Origin of the sequence: Marinobacter sp., from assembly GCF_048266785.1 — a bacterium.
Lineage (GTDB): Bacteria > Pseudomonadota > Gammaproteobacteria > Pseudomonadales > Oleiphilaceae > Marinobacter.
This window is the reverse complement of sequence record NZ_JBLWYX010000005.1, coordinates 85,382-112,086: the sequence shown is the minus strand read 5'-3', so window position 1 is coordinate 112,086 and position 26,705 is coordinate 85,382. Positions and strand designations below refer to the sequence as shown.

Here is a 26,705-nt window from a genome sequence, read left to right as displayed (position 1 = left end):
ATCCTCAAATCAAAATTCATGGCGACCGCAGAGGTGCCAGCACGTCTACTTTAGCGTACAGGTGTTAGCCAGAACAACAGGCTTTAGGGGCAAATTTGTTACGCTTGAGACCTGTTGAACAACAAACTTCCAATTAAATGACCGGAGACCGGCTGAGTGCCTGAATTACCCGAAGTTGAAACAACACGTCGCGGCATTGCACCCCACTGCGAAGGGCAAACCATCGACCGGATCAAGGTGCGCAATGGCAACCTGCGTTGGCCTGTGCCCAGTGATCTTGCAGCACAGATGGAAGGCCAGGTTATCCGCACCGTGGAACGTCGTGCAAAATATCTGTTCCTTAACCTGGATCATGGTACCGCCATCATTCACCTGGGCATGTCCGGTAGCCTTCGCATAATCATCGACGACACACCGGCACTGACACACGACCACATAGATCTTGTACTACGCTCCGGCGCTATTCTGCGCTTTAACGATCCGCGCCGGTTTGGCTGCTGGCTATGGTCTGACTCTGCAACGACACACCCCCTGATTGCCAACCTAGGGCCAGAGCCATTGTCGCCAGAATTCAGCGGCCGGATGCTGTTCCGGTTATCCCGAAGCAAAAATACGCCGGTAAAATCCTTCATCATGGACAGCCACGTGGTTGTCGGCGTAGGGAACATCTACGCCAATGAAGCCCTGTTCAAAGCCGGCATTCATCCCCGGCGCAAGGCCGGCCGCATAAGCCTGGATCGCTACTATCGCCTTGCAGAGGCTATCCGGGAGACCCTGAGCGCTGCGATTCTGATGGGCGGCACTACCCTGAGAGACTTCGTCAACAGCGACGGCAAGCCGGGCTATTTTGCGCAGTCTCTTCTGGTGTATGGGCGAACCGGGAGTCCGTGCCCGGAGTGCGAAGCGCCGTTGAAAGAAATCCGCATGAGCGGCCGATCCACGGTTTACTGCACCCGCTGCCAACGTTAGCCGAAGTAATGCTCTGCCTGAACTGCCCGGAATTGCACCATTCGCAACTAAAATTCGTTTGAAAATACACAAATATGATTCATAGTTAACAGAGAATTAATGCCCGATAGTTACAATAAGGTTCGATCTGCCCGATACGAATCCGATACTGGCACATAACAACCCAGTATCAACGGGACCCAAAAAGTTCAGGAGACAGACTAATGACCCGCAAGATTTCACGCACCCTGATGGCCACTTTGGCGGCCTGCCTGCTGGCTTTTTCATCCGTAGGCCACGCCCGCGCCATTGACGAAAGCCCGTCTGCACTGGCCATGACAGGTGATGCCGTATTTGTCCGTCCTGTGCTCCTGGCCACTACTATCGTGGGGAGCGTTGTCTACCTGGTGTCCCTGCCGTTCTCGCTGCTCGGCGGCAACGCTGGAGAAGCAGGAAAAGTTCTGGTCGTAGGCCCTGCGAAAGCAACCTTTGTACGCTGCCTGGGCTGCACCAACTCAGGTCGAAAAACAGCCACGGTTGAGCAGACCGGCAACTGATTCGGGCCTGCAATCCCGTCTTTGCATGACATCAGTATCATCCCGGCTTGCTTCAGGCCGGGATCTGCGGCAGCCTGACGAAAATTCTTCAGGCTGTTTTTGTTTATGATTAACTGGGCTTCACTGGAAACCGTGTTCCTGGATATGGATGGGACACTGCTTGACCTGCACTTCGACAACCACTTCTGGCTTGAGCACCTGCCCCGCCGCTATGCCGAGCAATACGACCTGCACCCGGATGAAGCCAGAGATCAACTGCTCAGCATGATCATGGCCGAAAGAGGCACCCTGAACTGGTATTGCACCGATTACTGGAGTGACCGGCTCGCCATGGACATCACAAGCCTTAAGTCCGAGGTCGGCGACCGGATTGGCTATCGCCCTCATGTTGCAAATTTCCTTCAGGCGCTCAAGAGTACCGGGCTGCAATCCGTCATCGTAACCAACTGCCACCCCGATCCTCTGGAACTTAAACTCCAGCGCACGGGCCTGGATAGCTTCGTAGATGGCATTGTCTCCAGCCACCAACTGGGCAGACCCAAAGAAGACATCACATTCTGGAAGGATCTGCAGCAACTGGCGCCCTACCGAGCCGACGCCACCTTGATGGTGGATGACAGTTTCCCGGTACTGGAAAGCGCCCGCTCTGCCGGTATCGCCCAGTGTCTGGGCATTCTGGCGCCTGATAGCAAGCAAACCGCCCGGGAAACTCACCCGGAAATACCTTGCGTACATCACTTCGATGAAATTCTGGCGGAGATTCACCAGCAACGGCCCCTGCCATCTATCGGCTGAGAGCGCTATAATCCGGGCATACGCCCATCAGGTGAGGAGACATGGCGGCATCCACTTCGGACGATCAACGGGTAAGGCTCGACAAATGGCTCTGGGCTGCGCGCTTTTACAAGACACGTGCCCTGGCCAAAGAAGCGGTTGAAGGCGGCAAGGTTCACTATAATAGCCAGCGCTGCAAACCCGGTCGCCTGGTAGAGCCCGGCGCTACGCTCACCTTACGCCTCGGCATGCTGGAAAAGATCGTAGTCGTAGACGATATAAGCGAGCGTCGGCGCGGTGCGCCCGAGGCTCAAAAGCTTTACCACGAAACCGAAGACAGCGTGAAAAAACGGGAGGATCTCTCGTGGCAGCGCAAGACCATGCAAGCCGCTCAACTGCCACCAGCCCGGCGACCTTCCAAGAAAGACCGCCGCAACATTCAACGATTCCGTGATCAGAATGGCATCTGAGCCAAACCGCTCTACCACTTGTTCCTGCCATCCAACGTTTCACGTACCGATTCAGTCACTCAGCTTCAGGAGAACCACCATGGCGTCCCGCGACCAGTTTCAGCGTTTTATATTTGAGCACAGTCAGGTACGCGGAGCCTGGGTGAAGCTTGACGAAAGCTACCGGGAAATTACCAGCCAGGCACCCTACCCCGAATCCATTCGCGGCCTGCTTGGCGAAGCGCTTGTAGCCAGTATCGTGATGAGCAGCAGCCTTAAGTTTGAAGGCACCTTGTCCATCCAGGCTCAGGGCGAGGGCCCATTGCGAACGCTGATGGCGGAATGCAGCCATGACCGGAAAATCCGCGGCCTGGCGCGATTTGATGAGCACGCCGTAAGCGAAGAAAGCTTCCATGACCTGTTGGGCGACGGCCGCATGGCTATTACCATTACGCCACAGCAGGGCAGCCGCTATCAGGGCGTTGTTCCCCGGGAACGTGACAGCCTCGCAGGGTGTATTGAGGAGTACTTCGAACGCTCAGAGCAGATTCCGACCAGTCTGTTCCTGTTTTCCAGTGAACAGGGGGCCGCAGGACTGATGCTTCAGCGCCTGCCCGGAGCCACAGAAAAGGACGACGAACTCTGGGAGCGGGTCAACCATCTTGCCCGAACCGTGAAAGCGGACGAACTTTTGGAGCTGGACAGCGAAACCTTGCTGCACCGGCTGTTCCATGAAGAAACAGTACGCCTTTTTGACGCCGAAGCCGTCGCTTTTCACTGCAGTTGCTCCGAAGAAAGAACGCTTAGTGCGCTTGAGGCCATTGGCAAAGAAGAATGCTACAGCATATTGGAAGAACAGGGCGCCATAGACATGGACTGCCAGTTCTGCCATGCGCACTATCGCTTCGACAGGAATGATATTGATCATCTTTTCACTGGCCATACGCTACACTAGAAAGGGTTTCGAATTCGCCCGTAAGCCAGCAATCATGCGGCTTTCGGAGCAGTCGTTTTTTACCGGCGCCTCTGGCATAATAGCGCGCCTGAACTGATCCGATTGCTCACTTTTCCGCCAATTTCCGGGGGGCGGCCTGAGCAATCACCAAGACATCCCGAGGGCGAGGTCGAAGTGAGCAACACTTATAATGATCTGAGTACAGCACAGCTGGTTGAGCAGGCACTGGCACGTAGCGAAGGCGAGCTGGCTTCCAATGGCTCACTGGTCGTGAAAACCGGTTATCGCACTGGCCGATCCCCCATGGATCGCTACATTGTCGAAGAGCCGAGCACGTCTGACGACATCCAATGGGGGCCGATTAATCGCCCGTTTGAGGCCGATAAATTTGATGCCCTGTGGGATCGTGTAGAAGCCTACATTGCTGAAAAAGACAGCTTTGTTTCCCTGGTTCACGTCGGTTCCGACCCCGAGCACTACCTGCCGGTCAAAATGACCACCGAGACCGCCTGGCAAAACCTGTTTGGCCGCAACCTGTTCATTCGCCCGGAAAACTACAACCAGGCCGACAAACAGGAATGGCAGATTCTGAACGCTGCCAATTTCGAATGTGTGCCAGAGCGCGACGGTACCAATAGCAACGGTTGTGTGATCATTAACTTTGCCCGTCGCAAAGTGCTTCTGGCCGGCATGCATTACGCCGGTGAGATGAAAAAAGCCATGTTCTCCGTGCAGAACTTCCTGCTGCCGGAAAAAGATGTACTTCCGATGCACTGCTCAGCCAACGTAGGCGAAGATGGCGAGACCTGCCTGTTCTTTGGTCTCTCCGGCACTGGCAAAACCACACTCTCCGCTGACCCGCACCGCTTCCTTATCGGTGATGACGAGCACGGTTGGGGCCCGGGCACCGTCTTCAACATCGAAGGTGGCTGTTACGCCAAGTGCATCGACCTGAGCAAAAAGAACGAGCCGATTATCTGGGACGCTATCCGCTTCGGCGCTATCGTTGAAAACGTCACCATTGATCCGGAGACCCGCGAGCCGGATTACAACGACGTTTCCCTCACCGAAAACTCCCGTTGTGCCTATCCGCTTGAACACGTGGAAAAGCGCGTACTTGAAAATCGTGCCGGCGAGCCATCTCACATCGTGTTTCTGACTTGCGACATGACCGGCGTACTGCCGCCTGTGTCGATTCTGAGCCGTGAAGGCGCGGCTTATCATTTTCTGAGCGGCTACACCGCTCTGGTCGGATCCACGGAAATGGGTTCTTCGTCCAAGCTGAAGTCCACGTTCTCCACCTGCTTTGGTGCGCCCTTCTTCCCGCGTCCTGCGGGCGTATACGCTGAGCTGCTGATGAAGCGCATCGACGAGTACGGCAGCAAGGTCTTCCTGGTCAACACCGGCTGGACCGGCGGTCCGCACGGCGAAGGCACTCGTTTCAGCATTCCGACGACCCGCGCCATCATCAGCGCGATCCAGAACGGCGATCTGGACGATGTGGAAACCGAGCACCTGCCTGCCCTGAACGTAGATGTTCCGAAGCACATACCTGGTGTAGACACCCGGCTGCTGAACCCACGTAACACCTGGGTCAGCGCTGACCATTATGATGAAAAAGCCAAAGAGCTGATCAGTCAGTTCGTCGAGAATTTCAAGAAATTTGATGTATCCGACGCAATAGTAGAGGCAGGCCCGAAGCTCTGAGCCTGCACGCTACAGCAAAGCGCCCTGCGAAAGCACGGCGCTTTTTTTGTCCCCGAATCAACGCCTTCCTCATTTCACCGGGACCTGGGCCCACCGAACCCAGTCATCTGATTGATCGCCCGTTGTTGGTTTTACGGCTATGCTTGTTCAGAAACAGCTCGCACGCTGCGCCCAGCAGCGTATTTCCGGAAGCAAGCTTGGTGGAGGTGGAACTTGGCTGACAATAGAACTGTAACTGTCCTGTACGATGAGCGAGTGCTTGCCCATTTTCCGGATACCAACTCCGAGTTCCTGCCGGGCAGGCTGGATAAGCGAGTTCGTGCAATTCTGTCGGGATTGAATGTGCAGTGGAAATATCCCGAGCACCCCGGTCGGCTGATCGCCATCATGGACCTGCTGGCCAAAGAGCCCATTCCCGGCGTACAGATTGCCGGCGGGCAGAAAGCAACCCGGGACCAGCTGGCACGGGTTCATACAACCGGTTTTCTGGATCAGATTTTTGAACTGCGCAATCAAAGCGCCTGGCTGGACGTAGACACCACGGCCGTCTCACCGGGCAGCGTTGAAGCGGCGGAAGTAGCGGCGGGCACTGCCATCGCAGCGGTTGAAACGGTCATGAAAGGCGAAAGCCGCAGCGCGTTTGCGCTCGTCCGCCCGCCGGGGCATCACGCCGAGCCCACCCGTGCGCGGGGCTTTTGCCTTTTCAACAATGTTGCTGTGGCCGCAGCCCACGCCCAGGCGGAGCTCGGATGCCAGCGGGTGCTGATTATTGATTGGGACGCCCATCACGGCAACGGTACGCAGGATATTTTCTGGGCCGACCCGGACGTGCTGTTTTTCGATCTGCACCGGGCCTCACCCTTCTACCCCGGTAGTGGGTTGCTCACGGATACCGGTGCAGGACTGGGTGAAGGTACCATCGTCAACGTTCCCATGGCTGGCGGTGCGGGCGACGCAGCGTATCTGAAAGCGCTGAGGGAAATCCTGGTACCGGCTGCAGACCATTTCAAACCCGATTTGATTCTGGTCTCCGCAGGCTTCGACGCGCACTCTTTTGATCTCGCCCTCAACGTCACATATGAAGGCTTTGCCTCAATGACCGGCGTTGTGCAGCAGATTGCGGATAAACACTGCAACGGCCGTCTGGCGATGATTCTTGAAGGTGGCTACAACACAGAATCCCTGTCCAAAAGCGTGCATTCAGTCCTGCGCGTATTGGCCGGCGCTGAGCCGCCAGAACCCAGAGTCTCTGGTATCGAGGAAGTCGATACCGCCATCGACTTTCACAAAGGCGCTTTCGAGCCGGATTGAGCCCTCTCCGGCGTAGAACAGCAAGGGCACAAACGCGACCAGACAGAACCGTACCAAGGGCCAGAGCGACAACAAAGCCTCTGAACCGGTAGGCCGAACGCATAGGTCCTTTCCCGGGAGAATGAGGGCGGGCGTTACCCCGTACGGAAGACTCTGGACATGGCATTCCGGAATACATCATGGTTTCTGCACCTTCTGAACGTTTTGTATTATTGTTCTGATCGCGTCGTCATCGCGCCTGGTTTTGCCGGCCTCTGTTACAGACTGTAACCAGAGCGGCATTATGGCCTACAGCGCCCGTGGTTTTTGAGACAGGCGCCGCAAATGACGCCTGTGCACACAGTTTTAACCGCACCGGGATTTGCACAAAGCGCAGCAAACCACTATAGATTCAGGCAGCCGCACGCCGACCTGGCTGCGGCCCCATGGACAAAAACAAAAAAGGAATACCCAATGCGCAAACCTGAACTCGCGGCCGCTATCGCCGAACGCACAGGCCTTACCCGCGAAAAAGCCAGTGAGGTGATCACCGCCTTCACCGATCAGATCTCGGCTGCCGCTGCGCGCGGTGAAGACACGACCCTGATCGGCTTCGGCACCTTCAATATCCGCGCCCGCGAAGCACGGGATGGCAGAAACCCTCAAACCGGAGCGTCTATCCGCATTCCCGCCAGCAAGACCGTGGGCTTCAAAGCAGGCAAGGCATTCAAAGACGCCTTCCGCTGAGCAAAAACCCGCCCACTCTCACGAGTGGGCCTTTTACACCAGCAGCACTGCGTCGCACTGGCCTGCCTTGAAGTCGTCGGTGGCAACTTTTTCATCGGTGTAGGCGCTCAGATTGAGCTACCCGATGCGGGAAAGTTACTGATTTCGGCGGCCGTGTCACGTTTCGTTGTGCCAACGGTATGGCGGCAGGCACAAGAATACGTTGGCACAGGCGCCCTGTTTCAAGAGTTTTTAGGCAACATGCGGGATTATGTGATGGTATCGACAGAGGTTGGACAACCCCTGCCGCATTTTCGACAGGACCTACGGCTTCAGGCGCTGGTCCAGGCTTCCTGCCCTTCCACCAGCGTTAATCGAACAACACCGGGTAAGGGTTGGCCCAGCACCGGCGCATGTTTACCCGCCGAGATCAGGGACTGGCCACCAGGCGTCCAGTGCGCACCAGGATCAAACACGCAAAGGTCAGCGATGTCATCATGACCAATCGAGGCCGTTCGACCAATCACCGATGCCGGGCCCGAGGTAAGCCCGCGCACCAGCGTTGCAAGTGTTAGTTCCCCGCGCCGAACCAGTCCGAGGCCCAGTGAAAGCACGCTCTCTATACTGGAAAGGCCGGGCTCAGTCGCTGGCAATGGCGCCTGTTTGGCAGCGCTATCGTGAGGCAGGTGCTGGCTCACGATCGCATCGATCACCCCTTCGCGAACACCGGCAACCAGAGCCTTGCGATCCGCTTCCGAACGCAGCGGCGGGCGCAAGTGAAAGCGGCTGTCAAAACCCGCCAACGCGTCTTCTGTGAAGGCGAGCTGGTGCATAGCCACGTCGGCTGTCACAGCAATTCCGCGGCGGCGCGCCTCGGCAATCATTTCAACACTGCGACCGCAGGAAAGCTGGCTCAGATGCAGCCGCACGCCGGTTTCTTCCGCCAACAGAAGCATTTCCATGACCGATGCGGTTTCGGCCACTTCCGGAATACCCAGCAAGCCGAGCCGGGATGTCACCAGACCATCATGAGCATAGCCATCCGCAGCCAGAGACTGGTTTTCCGGGCGGAACATGACCGTAAGGCCAAACGTCTGGGCGTATGCCATACAGCGACGCAGAATACGCGCATTGCGCACTCCACGGGATCCATTGCCTACGGCAATACAGCCGGCGGCGGTAAGGCCCGCCATATCGCTGAGCATTTCACCTTCCAGTCCCCGGGTCACCGCCCCCACGGGCAACACCCGGATGGGAGAATCGGTAAATGCTGCGTCCCGGATAAGATGTGTCACCGCCCTCGAATCATTAACCGGTGACGTTTCCGGAGACACACACACCGTCGTGAAGCCGCCTCGTGCCGCAGCGCGGGTTTCCGACGCAATGTTGCCTTTCTGGCCATTACCCGGCTCGCGCAGATTGCAGTAGAGATCCACAAACCCCGGAGTGATCAAACAGCCACCGGCATTAAACGTCTGATCTGCATCAGCTTGTTCGGCTGCCTCGCCTGTGGCAGCAATGCGACCACCACGTATCAGCAGAGCCTTGTTTGACGATTCAACGCCATGGCCATCCAGCAGTTGGCCACCGGTAATTTTCAGGCTGGCACCGAAGGCTCGCTCATTACCACTCATGCCTGGCCCCGCTCAGTCAGTTTTTGCTGGCGCTCAGCCACCTGCCCGCCCATCGCCATGGACATCACAGCCATGCGAATGGCAATACCGTTGGTCACCTGGTTCAGGATGACCGATTGTGAGCCATCCGCTACGGAGGACTCGATTTCCACACCGCGATTGATCGGGCCCGGGTGCATCACTATGCATTCCGGATGCGCCAGTGCGAGCTTGTCCTGACTCAACCCGTAAAGCCGGTAAAACTCACGTTCGCTCGGCAATAGCGCACCCTCCATTCGCTCCTTTTGCAGACGTAGCATAATCACTACATCCAGATCCTCCATGCCTCTGGCCATGTCATATTCCACAGTGCAACCGAGGCTCTCAACATCGCGCGGTAACAGCGTTCCGGGCGCAATAATCCGGATCTGTTCAGCGCCCAGTTCATTCAACGCACGGATCTGGGAGCGAGCAACCCGCGAGTGCAGGACATCCCCCACTATGGCAACTTTGAGGCCTTCGAAAGCGCCCTTGTGCTGGCGGATGGTAAGCATATCGAGCATGGCTTGGGTGGGGTGGGCGTGGCGGCCGTCACCGGCGTTGATAATAGCGACCCCGGGGGTAACACTCTCAGCGATAAAATGTGGCGCCCCGCTTTGGGCATGGCGCACCACAAACATATCGCTGGCCATAGCTTCGAGGTTCAAAAGGGTATCTGAGAGCGATTCGCCCTTGGACGTAGCAGAGGTATTGATATCGAGATTGAGCACATCCGCAGAAAGCCGTTTGGCGGCAAGCTCAAATGTGCTGCGAGTGCGGGTACTGGACTCAAAGAAAAGGTTAACCACCGTTCGCCCCCTCAGCAGAGGCACTTTCTTGATGCTTCGCTCACCCACTTCAATAAACGAGTCTGCGGTGTCGAGAATGTCAGTCAGCAGATCCCGGCTCAAACCGTCCAGTGTCAGAAAATGCCGCAACTGGCCATCCCGGGTGAGCTGCAAATGATTGGGGGAAGCTGCGTTTGCGGTCATGGTCTGCCTGCTATCGGGTTCGGGAGTTTACTGTCCAGGTGCCTGGATTTCGATCCGGAGCGGGTCCGGGCCGCGAAGTTTTACACGCTGCCGTGCTTGAAGCGCCAGTGCCTGCCCTGCCACATCGGGCTGAATAGGGAGTTCGCGCGCACCAAGATCAATCAGGGTAGCGAGTATGATACTGGCTGGTCGGCCATAATCGAACAGTTCATTCATAGCGGCGCGTATGGTGCGGCCACTCATGATGACATCATCAACCAGTATGATATCCCGACCTTCGGTATCAAACGGCAGGCTTGAGGGGGTTACTTTGGGATTCAGGCCGATGCGGCTGAAATCATCCCGGTAGAAGGAAATATCCAGCTCTCCGAACGGTTCCTCAATACCGAGGCGCTTACCCAGAATATCCGCCACCCAGACACCACCTGTGCGTATGCCTATCAGCACCGGCGACTCAATACCACGCTCAGTAAGCAGGCGGCGTAGCCCCGCTTCCAGCTTATCCATCAACTGGTCTACATCAAGCAGTGCGCTCATTAAATCCTCCCTTTTTGTTCTGTTTGCAGCCGACACCAGGTTTCCAGTATCAGCACTGCGGCACGATCATCCACTCCGTGGCGACCAAAATCCCGACTACCTCCGGCGGCTATAATGTCGCCCTTGGCTTCGTAGCTGGTCAGGCGTTCGTCTACCATTTCCACAAGAACATGAAAGCGACCATGCAGACGCTTACCAAATTTGCGGGCACGACCACACATGTCGTTTTCACTGTCGTCCATATTCAGAGGCAAGCCTACCAGCACGATATCCGGCTGCCATTCCTGCAGCAGTTTTTCGATCTGAGCCCAGTCCGGCGCTCCGTTGTCAGCGGGAATCATGGCCAAAGGCTGCCCTGTGCCGAGCAATTCCTGACCGGTAGCCACGCCAATTCGGCGTAGCCCGAAATCAAAAGCCATAATACTGCGACGACCAGCTTCAGGCATGCCCCACCGTCTCACTGAGCTGGTTCAGATCAATTCCGATTAGCTTGAGGACGGCGTTGTAGCGGTCAGACCAAGGCGTTCGGAACAGAATGTCTGTGTTTGCCGGACAGGTCAGCCAGGCATTGCTCCCTAGCTCTTCCTCCAATTGCCCCTCACCCCAGCCGGAATAGCCCAAAGTCATCAGAAAGTCTTGTGGGCCTTCATTGTGGCCAATACCGGCCAGTATGTCGCGGGAGGTGGTCAGCATGACATCGTCAGTGACTCTCGCAGTGTTCTGCCAGCTCGCGCCCGGCGAATGCAGAACAAAGCCCCGTTCGGTCTCAACCGGACCACCGCTGAACACAGGTAAGTCGAGCTCGCCACCCTGGAGATCAAGCTGCTCCAGAATTTCTCCAAGGTGAATATCCAGAGGCTGGTTGATCATCAACCCGAGGGCGCCATCTTCAGAATGTTCACAGAGGTAGATAACAGCACCGTGGAACCGTGGGTCCGCCAGATACGGCGAAGCCACCAGAAAGTGGTGCCTCAGGCTATGAGGAGAATGTTTCGATGCCGTCATCCGGATGTCAGCCCCCGTTGCTGGAAGGACCAGGTGCGTATGATTTCCAGTTCATCCACGTCTTTCCGCATCTCATCCGGAAAGGGCGCGAAGGGTGCGGCCATCCTGACAATACGAATCGCCGCATCATCAAGCAGAGTGCTGCCAGACGATTGCAGAATAGCCACTTCCTTGATTGTGCCATCTTTCTGCATGGATACCAGCATTCGCAGGGTGCCATAAACTCCGGCACGGCGGGCTTCGGTGGGGTAATTGATATTCCCGACCCGCGTCACCTTGCTGACCCAGTTCTGCACATACCAGGCGTTGGTGGACTTAAGGGTGGAGGCAGCCGTTACCCGCATCACTCTGGGTTTACGGGCATAGGCTTGCTGCTGGGCATCAAAGCGGGCTTCTAGACTGGCGATTTCCAGACTGCGCTCCATCAGGCTCTTCTTTTCTTTCACCGGCAAGGGCTCTTCTTCCGGCTCGGTGCGCTGTTCCGGCTGCTGAACCTGTCGGGGCGACTGGCTCTGAGTCTGCACCACCGCCTGTTCCTGACGGCGAACCGGCGCAGTTTGTGCCTGCGGTTCAGGCTGTACCTGAGCAACCTCTGGCTGACTGAATTCGGAGGGTTGCGGCGTGGTCATCTCCCGGGGCTCATCCTCGGTACCGCTGCCCTGCTGACTGGTCTGGGCCAGGAAGTCTGCCTTCTCGGGCGCCTGCTCGTCATCAAACTGCGACAGGGTGATCTCCATGGTCTGGGCAGAAGAACGTGGCAGCTCCGGAGCAAACGTGATTCCCAGCACCACAACCGCATGCACCGCCAACGCCATGAACAGCGTAAAGGAAAACCTGTCGAAATCGCTTACCTGCACTGCCATTACTGCGCCCGTTTCTGTCGTTGGCCCTGATCCATGATTTCCCCGTCAGCTCCGGTTCTGGTTCAGACGTTTCTCAACCGCATCCATCAACATGCCACCGATGTCTGTTCCAAACGTGTCATCCAGCTCCCGGATACAGGTCGGACTGGTCACATTGATTTCCGTGAGGTAATCACCGATAACATCCAGCCCAACAAACATCAGACCTTTTTCCTTTATAACCGGGGCCACCCGCGCACAGATCTCACGGTCTCGGGCGGTTAGCTCGCGACCCTCGCCTCGGCCACCGGCCGCCAGGTTGCCGCGATTCTCGCCCTGCGAAGGAATTCGTGCAAGGGAATAAGGCACAGCCTCACCCTCGATCATCAGAATGCGTTTGTCGCCGTCGCTGATTTGTGGAATGAACTTTTGGGCCATGGCCTGGTGTGCGCCATAGTTGGTCAAGGTTTCAATTATCACTCCCAGGTTAAAGTCGTTTTCCTTGACGCGGAAAATGGAGTGGCCGCCCATTCCGTCCACAGGCTTCATGATAATGTCGCCATGCTGAGCGTAGAATTCCCGAAAGCGCTTTGTCGATCGACTCACCAGCACAGGCGGCGTCAGGTCCTCAAACTGGGTTGCAAACAGCTTCTCGTTACAGTCCCGCAACGTGGCTGCCGGGTTAACCACCAGAGCACCCTGCTGCTCGGCAGATTCAAGAATATAGGTGGCAATCAGGAACTCACGATCCACGGGTGGATCCTTGCGCATCAGGATCACATCAAGATCGCCCAGAACACGGTCCCTGGACGGGCCGAAACTGTGCCAGTTCTCCGGATCCATATGCACTGTCAGGCTGCGCGTGTGGGCCATGGCCTTGCCACCATCCAGATACAGGTCTGGCAGCTCCATGTACTCGATTTCCCAGCCACGATTTTGAGCCGCCAGCAACATCGCCAATGAACTGTCTTTTTTGAAATGGATGTCCTCAATCGGATCCATCACTATCCCGAGTCGAACTGTCATAGTGCCTCTTGCGTTCCTGTAGAGTTAAAAACACGAACCGGTCTGCAGAGTGAACCGGACAATAAGTGCTATGCTGAGACATCAGATGGTATTGTACCCGAGCCTCGAATGCATCCGCAGAAATCCTTGGTCAATTACGTGATGTTTCGGGCAGAAGTACATTTAGTCACAAAGTAATACTTTTTATCAGGCCATCGATAATCTATAAATGAGCGGGGTTTATAGAAGAACCTTAAGGTTTGTGCTAAAAACCACCGCTTGAAAACAATGACAGTCGCTGAGCGCAAGGCACCTGGACAATGGATGACAACTTCGAGAACTTGAAGATCATGGTGATCGACGATAGTAAAACCATCCGTCGCACCGCAGAAACCCTCCTGAAAAAGGTTGGCTGTGAGGTTATCACCGCGACAGACGGTTTCGATGCTCTGGCTAAAATCGCCGACTCACAACCGGACATCATTTTTGTGGATATCATGATGCCCCGCCTGGACGGCTACCAGACCTGCGCGCTCATCAAGAATAATTCCTCATTCAAAAAGACGCCGGTTATCATGCTTTCCAGCAAGGACGGTCTTTTCGATAAAGCCAAGGGCCGTATCGTCGGCTCTGATCAATACCTGACGAAACCGTTCAGCAAGGATGAACTGCTCAATACGATCCGTCACTACATACCCGTGACGTCACAGTAAATCTGCTGACGCAAAGAACCATCGAGGAACCCATGGCTCGCATTCTGATTGTTGATGACTCTCCTACCGAGGTTAAGAAAATCTCCACCATTCTGGAAAAGCACAAACACGACGTGCTTACCGCCGATAACGGCGCCGATGGTGTTGCCAAGGCTCGCGCCGAAACCCCGGACCTGGTGCTCATGGATGTGGTCATGCCCGGCCTCAACGGCTTTCAGGCAACACGTCAGCTGACCCGTGCTCCGGAGACGGCATCCATTCCTGTGATTATTGTCACCACCAAAGATCAGGAAACCGACCGTGTGTGGGGCACCCGCCAGGGCGCCAAAGGTTACCTGGTAAAGCCGGTTAAAGAAGACGACCTGATCAAGACAATCAACAGTCTGATTTCCTGATCCCCAACCGTGGAGTAAGCATGTCCGCCCAGGCCGCCCCTTTTGCCGTTCTGACGGATATCGCCCAGCGCAGCCGGTCTATGGCCGCTGGTCTGCCGGAACAACAGGAAGCCGTAGAACTCTGGAACGGCATTGGTTTTGTTCTCGCTGGTGAGCGCTATGTGGCTCCCATGGGTGAGGTCACTGAAATATTGCACGTGCCCAGGTTTACGCACATTCCGGGCGTGCGGCCGTTTCTGATGGGTGCCGCCAATGTTCGAGGGCGCCTCCTCCCTCTGGTAGATCTTGCCGGATTCTTTGACATCCCCCGCTCATCCCGCAGCCAGCGGGAACGGCGGGTTCTTGTTATTGAGCAGGGTGATATTTTCAGCGGCCTGGTTGTCGATACCGTGCTTGGCATGCAGTACTTTGCAACTGACAGTTTCAAGGCAGCGCCAGCTGGCGTGCCTGAAAGCGTTCAGCCGTTTGTCGCAGGCGGATACGAACGAAACGAAGAAGTCTGGAAAGTGTTTTCCGCCGTCGACCTGCTCGAAGACGAACGCTTTCTTGATGTCGCACAGTGGTAAGGGTGATGACCGTGGCAGGACAAACGCCCTGACTGCCTGAAGCCTGATTAAAACAACTTGCCAAATTCTTGAAGAGGCCGGGAGCCAGAAAATGAAAAACAGAGCCGGAAGAATCGGTATGAGCCAGGGAGGCAACAAGCTCGTTGCCGGCCTGATCGCCTCGCTGATCGCACTCACCGTCCTGCTAGTTGTGGTCCTGTTTATCGTTAACAGGGACAGCCAGAACGATCAGGAATACATCGCAAACGCAGCTGAACTCCGGGTGCTTTCTCAGGAAATCGCAAAAAACGCGACTGAGGCCGCTGGCGGCACCGCCGAGGCATTCAACCAGTTACGCCGCTCCCGCGATGAATTCCAACAGCTCTGGGCCAACGTCACTGAAGGCAACCCGGAAACCGGCCTGCCTCCCAGTGAACTGGCTGGCGAAAGCGGCGTTCAGCAAAACTGGAATACGGTACGCGAAAATGCCGACAGCATTCTTTCCACCCAGGACGCCGTGCTCGGCCTGCACGAAGTAGCGCGCACCCTGAACGAAACCATCCCCCAGCTCCAGGTTGAGTACGACGACATCGTACAGATCCTGCTGGACAACGGCGCACCGGCGGAGCAGATTGCACTGGCTCAGCGTCAGTCGCTGCTGGCAGAGCGGATTGTTCGTTCGGTAAACAACGTACTTTCCGGTGACGAAGACGCTGTTATCGCCGCTGACCGTTTCGGCCGTGACGCCAGCCTGTTTGGCCGGGTACTCGAAGGCCAGCTCAACGGCAACCAGGCGATGGGTATTTCCAAAGTAAACGACGAAGATGCCATTTATGGCCTTGAAGCCGTTGATGAGCTGTTCGAGTTCGTTTCCCAGAACGTAGACGCTATCCTTGAAGCCTCTCCCGACCTCTTCAAGGTACGCACAGCCGCCAGCGACATCTTCCAGAATTCCGAAGTCCTGCTTTCTGAACTCTCTGTCCTGGCCGAAAGCTTCCGCGACCAGAGCGGCTCACGGCTTGTAAGCCCGACTCTGGCCTTTATTATCCTGGCCGCAATGGCTGCCATGGTTGTGTTTATCGGTCTTGCTCTGTACCGGGAAGCCCAGGCTCGTCTGGCAACAACCCAAGAGCAGAATGAGCAGAACCAGAATGCGATCCTGCGACTGCTGGACGAACTGGCCGATCTGGCCGACGGTGACCTTACCGCAGAAGCGACGGTAACCGAAGACTTTACCGGTGCCATCGCCGACTCCATCAACTACGCAATCGACCAGATGCGTGGTCTGGTACAGGCGATTCGTGGCACAGCGGTACGTGTAGCCTCAGCAGCCCAGGAGACCCAGTCAACCGCCATGCATCTGGCAGATGCTTCCGAGCACCAGGCTCAGGAAATTGCTGGCGCCTCTGCAGCGGTTAACGAAATGGCCGTATCCATCGACCAGGTATCGTCCAACGCTGCAGAATCCTCTGCGGTAGCGGAGCGCTCGGTTGCTATCGCCAAAAAAGGCGCGGAAGTGGTACAGAACACCATTCGCGGCATGGATAACATCCGTGAGCAGATCCAGGAAACATCAAAACGGATCAAGCGTCTGGGTGAGTCCTCCCAGGAAATCGGTGACATCGTATCCCTGATCAACGACATTGCCGATCAGACCAACATCCTGTCCCTGAACGCCGCTATCCAGGCGTCCATGGCCGGTGACGCGGGCCGGGGCTTTGCGGTCGTTGCGGACGAAGTCCAGCGCCTTGCGGAGCGTTCCTCTGCGGCAACCAAACAAATTGAAGCCCTGGTAAAGACGATCCAGTCCGACACCAACGAAGCCGTTATCTCCATGGAGCACACCACCGCCGAGGTGGTACGTGGTGCTCGTCTGGCACAGGACGCGGGTATCGCGCTCGAGGAAATCGAGAACGTATCCATGAGTCTTGCGGAGCTGATTCAGAACATCTCCAACGCCGCACGCCAGCAGTCATCTTCTGCGGCACACATTTCCAATACCATGAACGTTATCCAGGAAATCACTTCCCAGACATCGTCCGGTACCAACGCAACCGCGAAGTCGATCGGGAATCTGGCAGAAATGGCCTCCGAGCTGCGGTCCTCCGTTGCCGGCTTTACGCTGCCCGAAGAAGATATGGTGGATCAAGAGGAAGAGGAAGACAGCAACGTTCCGGTGGTGGGCTGATACACGGCCCGGGGTTAATGGCGGTTTATGTCCGAGCTTTATAACAATCCGTCACCTGCTGAAAGTACTTGGTTTCTGCGCCGTCTTCCTCGCATGGACGAGGCGCAGCTCAGCCAATGGCAGGAACTGCTGGAGCACCGCACGGGCATGACACTGCCTGCAGAGCGCCGCTCGTTTCTGGAAACCAATCTGGCCATCCGGATGCGGGAAATAGGCTCCACCAGTTATCAGGCTTACTACGAGACGATTGTCTCGGGACCGGATGCCATACGGGAATGGTCGACGCTGGTTGACCGGCTCACGGTGCAGGAAACCCGTTTTTTCCGGGATCCTGACGCCTTTCGCCTGGTCGCCGACTACGTTCTCACACGGCCCAGAGAACAGTTCCGGAAGCATGCGCTTGAAGCCTGGAGCGTCGGGTGCTCCACCGGCGAGGAGCCTTACACCCTTGCCATGGTATTGAACGAGTGTATGAGCCAACTGGATCTGCACCCGCTATATGGCGTGACCGGCTCGGATATCAGCTTGCCGGTGATCGAGAAAGCCCGGACAGGCCAGTTTAATGCCCGCAAATTGCTGGGTATGGAAGAACACATGAAGACCCGGTATTTCCGCACGGCCGAACGAAATACCGTTGAAATTGTCAATAGCATCCGGGAACGGGTCTGCTTCACCAGATTGAATGTGCTGGATCTGGATAAAGCACCGATGCACGGGATGAACATTATTTTCTGCCAGAATCTGCTGATCTATTTCCGTCGCTGGCGCCGGCGGGACATTGTCAAGCGACTTGCAGAGCGGCTGGCGCCCGGGGGACTACTGGTTCTGGGCCAGGGAGAGCTGACCGAATGGCAGCCCCCAGGCCTGCAAAGAGTTCCCTCGGAACATGTACTGGCGTGGATAAAGCGCCAGGCTGACGAAGAATAACCGGAGAGGTTATGGGCAACCACCATGACAGCATCGCCCTCGACTGGGTTCGGGGCGAGATACAGGACACGCTGACTCAGGGTCAGCATGCGTTGGAAGCGTATGTCGAGAATCGTGACGACACAGCTCGCCTGCGCTTCTGCCTGAATTATCTCCATCAGGTGCATGGCACTCTGAAGATGGTTGAGCTTTACGGTGCAGCCTTGCTGACCGAAGAGATGGAAAAGCTCACCCAGGCGGTGCTGAACAACAGCGTCACCAGTGTAGATGAAGCCGTTAATGTTCTGATGCAGGCTATTCTGCAGCTTCCACAGTATCTGGAACACCTGGCCAGCAGCCAGGATGATTTTCCCATGCTGCTGCTGCCGTTGCTGAACGATCTCCGCGCTGCCCGGGGCGAGTCCTTGCTCTCGGACACCTCCCTGTTCAAGCCCGATCTGCGCCCCTCACGCATGCAGGTCGCAGGCAGCGTTTCGCAACGCCTGCAGGATCCAACCGTACTCGGCCATATCCGCAAGCTGCGCCAAATGTACCAGTTTGCCCTTGCCGGCGTCATTCGCGAAGATGACCTGAACGCCCAGTTTGTTTACCTGCAAAAAGTCATTCATCGGCTGATTCGCCTGTGCCAGAAAACCCCCCGCGGGGAACTCTGGAAAGCCGCAGCGGCCTTCGTAGAAACACTCCAGGCCCGGGCTAACCCGGTCAACGCAGCGGTCAAATCCCTGCTCCGGGACCTCGACAGCGAAATCCGTCGTCTTATAGACGAGCATACGGATATCCTCGCTCAGCCAGCACCCGACGCTTTGCTGAAGCATCTGCTCTACTACGTTGCCCGGGCACGGGATCTGGATTCGGAAAAGGTACAGGAACTGCGCAGCCGCTATCAACTCGACCAGGCCCTGCCCTCTGAGGATGACGTGGATGCGGCCAGGAATCGCGTTTCCGGCCCTGGCCGGGAAGCCATCCACTCGGTTGTCAGCGCCCTGAATGAAGAACTTGCCAAGCTGAAAGACCAGCTGGATCTGTTTGTCCGCTCAGAAGGGCGACAGAACAGCGAACTTGAAGATCTTCTGCCCGGGCTGGTGCAAGTGGGTAACACACTCGCGGTATTGGGCCTGGGAATTCCACGAAAAGTCATTACAGAGCAAATCGAACTGGTTGAGCAACTCAGCGCACAAGCAGAACCGGTCGATGATGGCACCTTGATGGACATCGCCGGAGGTTTGCTCTATGTGGAAGCCAGCCTCGCGGGTCTGGACAGTGATCGACAGCCCGAGCGCTCTGGAGTCGGCAGCGATAACCTGCCTGTCAACCATGGCTCACAGGAACTTGGTGAAGCCAGCAGCGCGCTCCTCAGGGAGTCGCGTAACACCCTGGAACAGGTGAAATCTGCTGTCATCAACTTTATTGCGTCCCAGTGGGACACTCGTGAAATCGAACATGTCCCGGGCCTGTTGCACAGCATCCGCGGTGGCCTGAGCCTGGTTCCTCTGGAACGTGTGGCCAGCATGCTAGCCTCCGCCGAGCGCTACATCTCGGACGTTTTGCTCAGCGGCCGACACGTGCCCGACTGGAAACAGCTGGATACCCTGGCCGACGCAGTCACCAGTATTGAGTACTACCTGGAACGGCTGGCTGAGGGCATCAGCGATAACGAAGACATCCTGAAAATTGCCGAAGAAAGCCTGGCCAAGCTTGGTTTCCCGGTGGGTGAGGAGCCCACCTGGGGCCACGAACCTGTCCAGAAAGACGTACCGGTGGTAGAGCAAGCCGAAACCAAAACATCGGATGAAGATCTTCTGGACGACGAGATTCTTGGTATTTTTGTGGAGGAAGCCGAGGAGGTTCTGCAAACCATCCACGAGTTTTACCCACGTCTGCGCCAGAACCACGACGACCGTCCGGCACTGACCGAAGTCAGACGAGCATTCCATACGCTTAAAGGCAGCGGTCGCCTGGTAGGTGCAAACAGCCTTGGAGAACTGGCCTGGTCTGTAGAAGACCTGCTGAACCGGGTCATCGACCAGAGCGTCAAGCCGAACGATGACCTGTTCACTTTGCTGGACGAAGTCAATGCCCGCCTTCCTTTACTGATTCAGGAATTCCGTGATGGTCAAGTGGCGGGTGATGTGGCCGCGCTGACCGAACGCGCAGAGTCCATGACAACAACTCGCCTCAGCGACAGCGACATCGAGCCAACCGTTACGCCTGTGGCGAGCTCGGAAGAGCCGGCGCACGAGGAAATCCCGGAGCTGGAAGCGACGGTCAGCAATGACCAGCAAGACGACCTGATTGACGATGAAATCCTGGAAATCTTCATCGAGGAAGCCGGCGAGGTTCTGGATACTGTCCGCGAATACCTGCCCATGCTCCTGCGCCAGCATGATGATCGCAGTGCCCTTTCGGAAGTGCGTCGAGCATTTCATACCCTGAAAGGCAGCGGTCGCATGGTTGGTGCGATGGTGGTAGGTGAGCTGGCCTGGTCTGTAGAAAACATGCTGAACCGCGTGATCGACGGCAGCATTTTCATGAACGACGACATAGCCAGCCTGTTGGATGAAGCCACCGCCATTCTCCCAACACTGGTTAGTGATTTTGAAAACCATCAGCCGCCGTCAATTGACCCGGCTGGTCTTGAAGCACGAGCCACCGCTCTGGCCAACGGCGAAATCCCCGAGACCATGCCGGCGGCTGAAGCCGAGAGCACCGCTGGGGCAATTGAGCCAACCGAAACTGACTACGACGAAGATGAAGGCGTTGATCCGGTGCTGCTGGACATCTTCGAGAGCGAAACAGAAACCCACCTGCAGACTCTTAATGAGTTTCTGGCGTCAGCGGGCGACAAGGTCAACGTTTCCTATACCGACAACCTTTCCCGCGCTCTACACACTCTCAAGGGCAGCGCCCATACGGCAGGAATTGCCCCGATTGCAGCGGTCATTGCGCCGCTTGAGCGCTTCGTCAAGGAATCTCGCGCCCAGAATTTGCGCGCGGACCGCGATGCGCTGTCGTTGATCGAAACAGCCTGCGGCTTCCTGACACAGGGTCTGGCGCAGATTCGCCGAAAGCCCCAGACCACCCTGCCTGGCACTGAAGCCTTCCTTGAAAAACTGGATCGCATTTCCAGTGACACGCTCCGTACCTACAACGAAGACGCAAACTACGACCAACAGCAGCCCGCACCCTCACAGCTTTTGCAGCTGTTCCTCAATGAGGGCCTGGACGTTGTTCTGGATGCCGATCTTATCCTTGATCAGTGGGCAGATAATCCGCAGGATACCGGGCCGCTCCATCGTCTCAATGCCGAACTGATAAAGCTTACCAATGCAGCGACCGAGGCTGGCGTGCCGGACGTTGCCGCGTTGGCGGAAGCCTTGCAAGAGGTCTACGAGGCGGCCATCACCCGGAATGCAGCAACGGATGAACAGTTTTTCCCGACCGTTCGCAACGCCCACGAACACCTGATCAATATGATGGATCAGGTTGCAGCCGGGCTGGCAATCGAGTCTGGCGACGAGCTGATTTCCGGGCTTGAAACCCTCGCCCTGTCCCTAGCCGGGCAGGAGGCCCAAGCCGTCAGCGCTTTCGACCAGGAGTTCACCGAGAACCTGGAAGAAATTGATCTCAGCTTTGACATGGATGAGTTTGAAACGTCTGCAGCCGAGGAGACCGGCACGGATCAACTGCCGGTTTCCGACCTGCCCCTGCCGGAAACCGGCCGGACTGACGACTCAGGCGCCACGGCCTCCGACAGCGAGCTGGATGAAGAGCTCGCGGAAATATTTCTCGATGAAGCCCGAGACCTGATCGATAGCACAGCCGATGCGCTGCAGACTTGGAGCGAATCAACAGGCAACCTGGATATCCTGCGTTTGCTTCAACGGGATTTGCATACCCTCAAAGGTGGCGCGCGCCTTGCCGATATTCCGGCAGTGGGCGACCTTTCTCACGAGCTTGAAAACCTGTTTGAAGGGCTGACAGAACAACGGTTGTCGGTTAATGACGAACTGTCAGACCTGTTGTTCCGCTGTCATGACCGGCTGGCCGGCATGGTAGAAAACATGGAAGCGAAGGAGCTTCCGCGTCCGGCACCTGACCTGATCAGCGAAATCCGCGCCTACGTCGACAACACGAGCGGTTCGCGACCGGTCACAGATGTAGCTGTACCCGACGAGTATACCGAAGCAGCATCTGATGAGATTAGGCTCCCGGTACCAGAACTTGAGGAAGCTGACGAAGCTGAAGAGAGCGAGCACGGGACCTACCTCTCCCATTTGGACCCGGAACTGATCGGTATCTTTCTCGAAGAAGCCTACGATCTGATTAACTCCACAGGCAGTGCGCTGCACACCTGGAGCGAAGATCCGTCCAACCGCCTGGTAGCAGCAGAACTTCAACGGGACGTGCACACCCTCAAGGGTGGCGCCCGGATGGCCGGCGTAGAGGCCATTGGCGACCTGACCCACGTACTTGAAGATCTGTTCGAGAAAGTGGCAGAGGGCCAGCTGGAAGCCAGCAGTGCCATGAACGATCTGCTGTTTGCCTGCCACGACCGGCTGGCGCAGATGGTTGAACAGGTCGCAACCCGTAAACCCTGCCCTCCTGCCGTCGACCTGGTGGATCAGGTTGAGGCCATTCTCCGCGGCGAATCAATGCCTGCGAGTAGCGACATTGCTGCACCGATTCCGGAAACCGACACAGTCCAGGCGGAATCCAGTGATCAGGAACTCACCGGCATATTCCTGGATGAAGGCCACGAGATCCACGATGCCATTAGCGAGTGTCTCGATCAGTGGCGCGAAGACCCGCAGGCAATGGACGGTGTTGCGCAGCTGCAGCAAGAATTGCATACGCTCAAAGGTGGTGCACGGCTATCCGATGTCGACCCTATCGCGGAACTGGCTGACGCCTGGTCCGGCGCGCTTGATGCGTTGATTTCCAGCCCCGGTAACCAGAAGCTTGTTTTGACGCTCAGTGGCCGCGGTCTCGCCGACCTGACATCCATGCTCAACGCTTTGGCGCAGGGTAACGAACCCGCTGCGGACCCTGAGCTTCTTGCAGCGTTTAACAGCGCACAAAATCCTGATGCCAGTAGCCTGGAGCTGTCTCAAGAGCAGGCCGCAGCGGCAAACCAGGAAACGGCTGATCCGGAGATTCTGGAAATCTTCCTGGAAGAGGCCAGCGAAATCATGGATCAACTGGAGCAGCTCCTTGATGACTGGCGTAAAGACCCTTCCAGTAACCATTTCAATCAGGAAGCACAGCGCGCTCTGCACACGCTCAAGGGCGGTGCCCGCTTGTCCCAGCTCTCTGTGCTGGGCGACAAGGCCCACGGTTTTGAAACCCGCCTGACTGAACTTGGCGGCAAAGCACCAGACGACAACCAGTGGCAGGCTATCACCGAGGACCACGACGGCATCATTGCCCTGGTGGCTGAGGTACGTAAGCGCTTCGAATCCGGCGCGGTGGCACAAGAACCGCAGAGTGAAGTTGCGTTAGTGCCCACGCCCAAACCTGCACCAGCAAAAGCACCGGCAAAGCTCCGAAACAAAGGCGCAGACGCACAGCGCACTGCCGCACAAGAGACCATTCGGGTATCCGCTCCTCTGCTGGACGAACTGGTCAACCTGGCGGGCGAAACCAGTATCACCCGTGGCCGACTCGAACAGCAAAGCAGTGATTTCGGCAATACCCTGGATGAAATGGCTGCGACCATCGAGCGCTTGCGCGAACAGCTGCGCAGGATGGAAATCGAAACCGAGACACAAATCCTCTTCAGTGCCGAGAAAGAGCACGGCCCGGACTACGGCGACGACTTCGATCCGCTGGAAATGGATCGCTACTCATCCATCCAGCAGTTGTCCCGAGCTCTGACCGAGTCATCTTCGGATCTTGCAGATCTGCGCGAAACATTGTCTGACCGGGTTCGCGATACGGAAACCTTGCTGGTCCAGCAATCCCGTATCAACACGGAACTCCAGGAAGGTCTGATGAAGACCCGAATGATTCCGTTTTCCTCCATGGTGCCGCGCTTGCGCCGGATTGTTCGCCAGATCAGCGGTGAGCTGGGCAAGAAAGTAGAGTTTGATGTGCGCAATGCCGAAGGCGAAATGGATCGCAACATTCTTGAGCGCATGATTGCGCCGCTGGAGCACATGCTGCGTAACGCAATCGACCACGGCATCGAAAGCCCGGTCGACCGCCTGAAAAATGGCAAGGCAGAAGCGGGCCAGGTTACCCTGTCGCTTGTCCGGGAAGGCGGTGATGTGGTGCTTCGCATGATAGACGACGGCGCTGGCATTCCTTCTGCAGTCATCCGGGATAAGGCTATCCGCCAAGGTCTCTTGCGGGAGGATGAAGATCTCTCTGAACGGGAAATTCTGCAGTTTATTCTGCAACCCGGGTTCTCGACCGCACAGCAGATCACCCAGATTTCCGGTCGCGGCGTTGGAATGGACGTGGTCGCCAGCGAAATCAAACAGCTCGGCGGTAGCCTGGACATCGAGTCACAGCTGGGCCGGGGCGCCGTATTCACCGTTCGGCTGCCGTTTACCGTTTCGGTAAACCGTGCCCTGATGGTTTCCACGGGTGAAGATTTTTACGCTATCCCGCTGAACACTATCGAAGGTATTGTCCGGGTCAGCACCTATGAGCTTGAGGAGTACTACAAGCCGGATGCTCCCATGTACGAATACGCCGGCCAGGAGTACCGTCTGCAGTATCTCGGCAGCCTGCTGAACAGTGACCATCATCCCAAGCTCCAGGGTCAGGCCCTGCCGTTGCCGGTGATTCTGGTTCGCGGCGCAGAGCAGCCCATGGCGCTGCAGGTAGACAACCTGATGGGCAGCCGGGAAATTGTTGTTAAATCCCTGGGCCCGCAGTTCAGCACCGTTCGCGGCGTATCCGGTGCCACCATTCTTGGTGATGGTAACGTGGTAGTCATTCTCGACTTGCCGGCCATGATCCGCTCCGACATCCTGTCCGAACGCCAACACCTGGCCGACTTGGAAAAGGCACGGGAGTCGGCCCGCTACGAAGAGCGCGCTACGGTCGTTATGGTGGTGGACGATTCGGTTACCGTGCGGAAGGTTACCTCTCGCCTGCTGGAGCGCAATGGCATGGAAGTCATCACCGCGAAAGATGGCCTCGACGCGGTTGCGCAGCTGCAGGATCACAAACCGGACATCATGTTGCTGGATATCGAAATGCCGCGTATGGACGGCTTTGAGGTAGCGAGCTTCGTGCGGCACGACGACAACCTGCGTGATATGCCAATCTGCATGATCACGTCGCGAACCGGCGAGAAACACCGTGAGCGGGCATTGGCTATTGGCGTGAACGAATACCTCGGCAAACCGTTCCAGGAGACTGACTTGCTGAAGACAATCGAACGGCTGACCGGTAAGCAGTGATGACCGGCCAATACGGTCGGGCTCCGGTCGGAATTGTGTCGGATGTTGTCCTGCAAAGGCACCGTTTACAGGCTGCAGCCGCCAAGTTTGGCCTGGAAGTCTGCTTCTCTGGTGACCCTGAAAGGCTTCAGGGACAACCCGGGTTTCCAGAGGCCGGTTTGTGGCTGGTCACCCTGAAAGATGAGGCGGACCACCAGACGCTGTTCGACTATTTGCTGGAAAGTACCGAAGCGCCCGTTCTGTTCGGGTTGGATCAGGCCCCCGCGTCCGGCAGCTTAGAGTATTTCCGCTGGGAGCGCAGGCTCCTGAGCAAGCTGGAGCAACAGCTGGGAGAGCTGGAAGAGCTGGAAGAGCAAGTTGAGCCGACGCAGCTGGATTCCAAATCCAGCCTTGAAGAGCTTACCGAGCAGGCTCCGGAGACCGATGTAACGTTGGAACTTCCTCAGTGGCTGACGCCCGCTACACCTGGCTCTGTCGCAGAAGAAGTCTGGGTGTTATGCGCCTCACTCGGTGGCCCGGCCGCCGTGAAGGCATTTCTGGATAACCTGCCGCCAGGCTTGCCCATAGGTTTTATCTACGCCCAGCATATTGATGGGAATTTTGCCGAGGTACTCACCCGGGTGCTCGGGCGTCATGCGCACTACAAACTAAAGCATGCAGAGGAAAACTACCGGGTAAAAAACGGCGATGTCGTACTGATGCCGGTTGAGCACGAATGGACATTTGAAAGCACCGGTGTACTGACCGAGCTTGAAAGCCCCTGGCCGGGGCCTTACGGCCCCTCTATTGAACGGGTGTTGCTGAATACTGCAGATCATTATGGCGCACACTGCCATGCAATCCTGTTTTCTGGCATGGGGAACGACGGTGTGATAGCGGCGCCATTGCTCAAGGCCTATGGTAGCCGGATCTGGGTTCAGGAAAGCACCAGTTGTGGCAATAGCTCGATGCCGGATTCCGTAGCCGCCACAGGCTGCTCCAGTTTTACCGGCACGCCCGAACAACTGGCCCGGGAATTGGTCAAAACCATCGAAAAATCCTGCTTGCTTAAAGGCCGGCAGAAACGGGACACCGCCTGAGGACACA

The 26,705-nt window shown here is 56.7% G+C and carries 23 protein-coding genes; 15 read left to right on the top strand and 8 right to left on the bottom strand.

The features are described 5' to 3' along the window. Positions 1 to 156: 156 nt before the first annotated feature. From mutM to ACN0V1_RS09575, 8 genes are all read left to right on the top strand, one after another. Positions 157 to 969, top strand: a complete 813-nt coding sequence (mutM, locus tag ACN0V1_RS09610) for a bifunctional DNA-formamidopyrimidine glycosylase/DNA-(apurinic or apyrimidinic site) lyase (RefSeq protein ID WP_417544785.1) — start codon at positions 157 to 159, stop codon at positions 967 to 969. 203 nt (positions 970 to 1,172) lie between these two features. Then, positions 1,173 to 1,505, top strand: a complete 333-nt coding sequence (locus ACN0V1_RS09605) for a hypothetical protein (protein ID WP_417544784.1) — start codon at positions 1,173 to 1,175, stop codon at positions 1,503 to 1,505. Positions 1,506 to 1,610: 105 nt separating this feature from the next. Then, entirely contained in the window at positions 1,611 to 2,300 is a 690-nt protein-coding gene (gene yrfG / locus ACN0V1_RS09600) for a GMP/IMP nucleotidase (RefSeq protein ID WP_417544783.1), read from the top strand. A 41-nt stretch (positions 2,301 to 2,341) separates the two neighbouring features. Then, on the top strand, positions 2,342 to 2,749 hold the full coding sequence (gene hslR, locus ACN0V1_RS09595; protein WP_417544782.1) for a ribosome-associated heat shock protein Hsp15: 408 nt from the start codon (positions 2,342 to 2,344) through the stop codon (positions 2,747 to 2,749). Between the two features lie 79 nt (positions 2,750 to 2,828). Continuing rightward, entirely contained in the window at positions 2,829 to 3,683 is an 855-nt protein-coding gene (hslO, locus tag ACN0V1_RS09590) for an Hsp33 family molecular chaperone HslO (RefSeq protein WP_417544781.1), read from the top strand. Between the two features lie 174 nt (positions 3,684 to 3,857). After that, on the top strand, positions 3,858 to 5,390 hold the full coding sequence (locus tag ACN0V1_RS09585; RefSeq protein WP_417544780.1) for a phosphoenolpyruvate carboxykinase: 1,533 nt from the start codon (positions 3,858 to 3,860) through the stop codon (positions 5,388 to 5,390). 213 nt (positions 5,391 to 5,603) lie between these two features. Continuing rightward, positions 5,604 to 6,701, top strand: coding sequence for a histone deacetylase (locus ACN0V1_RS09580; RefSeq protein ID WP_291948379.1), 1,098 nt, complete (start codon positions 5,604 to 5,606; stop codon positions 6,699 to 6,701). Between the two features lie 453 nt (positions 6,702 to 7,154). After that, positions 7,155 to 7,427 carry an HU family DNA-binding protein gene (locus tag ACN0V1_RS09575; protein ID WP_291948377.1) on the top strand — a complete coding sequence of 91 codons (273 nt, stop codon included), beginning with the start codon at positions 7,155 to 7,157 and terminating at the stop codon, positions 7,425 to 7,427. A 33-nt stretch (positions 7,428 to 7,460) separates the two neighbouring features. Here the strand turns inward: ACN0V1_RS09575 and ACN0V1_RS09570 are convergent, their stop codons facing one another. From ACN0V1_RS09570 to gshB, 8 genes are all read right to left on the bottom strand, one after another. Further along, positions 7,461 to 7,538, bottom strand: a complete 78-nt coding sequence (locus tag ACN0V1_RS09570; RefSeq protein WP_417544918.1) for a hypothetical protein — start codon at positions 7,536 to 7,538, stop codon at positions 7,461 to 7,463. Positions 7,539 to 7,738: 200 nt separating this feature from the next. Next, entirely contained in the window at positions 7,739 to 9,040 is a 1,302-nt protein-coding gene (locus ACN0V1_RS09565) for a dihydroorotase (RefSeq protein ID WP_417544779.1), read from the bottom strand. Beyond that, positions 9,037 to 10,050, bottom strand: coding sequence for an aspartate carbamoyltransferase catalytic subunit (locus ACN0V1_RS09560; protein WP_417544778.1), 1,014 nt, complete (start codon positions 10,048 to 10,050; stop codon positions 9,037 to 9,039). Before ACN0V1_RS09560 ends, ACN0V1_RS09565 begins: the two co-directional genes overlap by 4 nt. Before the next feature lie 27 nt (positions 10,051 to 10,077). Next, positions 10,078 to 10,587, bottom strand: coding sequence for a bifunctional pyr operon transcriptional regulator/uracil phosphoribosyltransferase PyrR (gene pyrR, locus ACN0V1_RS09555; RefSeq protein ID WP_417544777.1), 510 nt, complete (start codon positions 10,585 to 10,587; stop codon positions 10,078 to 10,080). Further along, on the bottom strand, positions 10,587 to 11,033 hold the full coding sequence (ruvX, locus tag ACN0V1_RS09550) for a Holliday junction resolvase RuvX (protein ID WP_417544776.1): 447 nt from the start codon (positions 11,031 to 11,033) through the stop codon (positions 10,587 to 10,589). Before ruvX ends, pyrR begins: the two co-directional genes overlap by 1 nt. Further along, a complete protein-coding gene (locus ACN0V1_RS09545) occupies positions 11,026 to 11,592 on the bottom strand; it encodes a YqgE/AlgH family protein (RefSeq protein WP_417544775.1) in 567 nt (188 codons plus the stop codon). Before ACN0V1_RS09545 ends, ruvX begins: the two co-directional genes overlap by 8 nt. Further along, positions 11,589 to 12,455, bottom strand: a complete 867-nt coding sequence (locus ACN0V1_RS09540) for a TonB family protein (RefSeq protein WP_417544774.1) — start codon at positions 12,453 to 12,455, stop codon at positions 11,589 to 11,591. Before ACN0V1_RS09540 ends, ACN0V1_RS09545 begins: the two co-directional genes overlap by 4 nt. A 45-nt stretch (positions 12,456 to 12,500) precedes the next feature. Then, positions 12,501 to 13,460 carry a glutathione synthase gene (gene gshB, locus ACN0V1_RS09535; RefSeq protein ID WP_417544773.1) on the bottom strand — a complete coding sequence of 320 codons (960 nt, stop codon included), beginning with the start codon at positions 13,458 to 13,460 and terminating at the stop codon, positions 12,501 to 12,503. A 299-nt stretch (positions 13,461 to 13,759) separates the two neighbouring features. Here gshB and pilG point away from each other — a divergent pair, with 299 nt between their 5' ends. The 7 genes from pilG (at position 13,760) to ACN0V1_RS09500 (ending at position 26,698) form a co-directional block, all read left to right on the top strand. After that, a complete protein-coding gene (gene pilG / locus ACN0V1_RS09530) occupies positions 13,760 to 14,152 on the top strand; it encodes a twitching motility response regulator PilG (RefSeq protein ID WP_100689151.1) in 393 nt (130 codons plus the stop codon). Positions 14,153 to 14,184: 32 nt separating this feature from the next. Next, complete coding sequence (gene pilH, locus ACN0V1_RS09525) at positions 14,185 to 14,547, top strand: twitching motility response regulator PilH (protein WP_144777547.1); 363 nt, start codon at positions 14,185 to 14,187, stop codon at positions 14,545 to 14,547. A 20-nt stretch (positions 14,548 to 14,567) separates the two neighbouring features. Continuing rightward, positions 14,568 to 15,113, top strand: a complete 546-nt coding sequence (locus ACN0V1_RS09520) for a chemotaxis protein CheW (protein ID WP_291947639.1) — start codon at positions 14,568 to 14,570, stop codon at positions 15,111 to 15,113. A 91-nt stretch (positions 15,114 to 15,204) separates the two neighbouring features. Beyond that, on the top strand, positions 15,205 to 17,280 hold the full coding sequence (locus ACN0V1_RS09515; protein ID WP_417544772.1) for a methyl-accepting chemotaxis protein: 2,076 nt from the start codon (positions 15,205 to 15,207) through the stop codon (positions 17,278 to 17,280). Between the two features lie 27 nt (positions 17,281 to 17,307). Next, entirely contained in the window at positions 17,308 to 18,207 is a 900-nt protein-coding gene (locus ACN0V1_RS09510) for a CheR family methyltransferase (protein WP_417544771.1), read from the top strand. An 11-nt stretch (positions 18,208 to 18,218) separates the two neighbouring features. Continuing rightward, on the top strand, positions 18,219 to 25,619 hold the full coding sequence (locus ACN0V1_RS09505) for an Hpt domain-containing protein (protein WP_417544770.1): 7,401 nt from the start codon (positions 18,219 to 18,221) through the stop codon (positions 25,617 to 25,619). Then, a complete protein-coding gene (locus tag ACN0V1_RS09500) occupies positions 25,619 to 26,698 on the top strand; it encodes a chemotaxis protein CheB (RefSeq protein WP_417544769.1) in 1,080 nt (359 codons plus the stop codon). The genes ACN0V1_RS09505 and ACN0V1_RS09500 overlap by 1 nt, the downstream gene beginning before the upstream one ends. Positions 26,699 to 26,705: the final 7 nt, after the last annotated feature.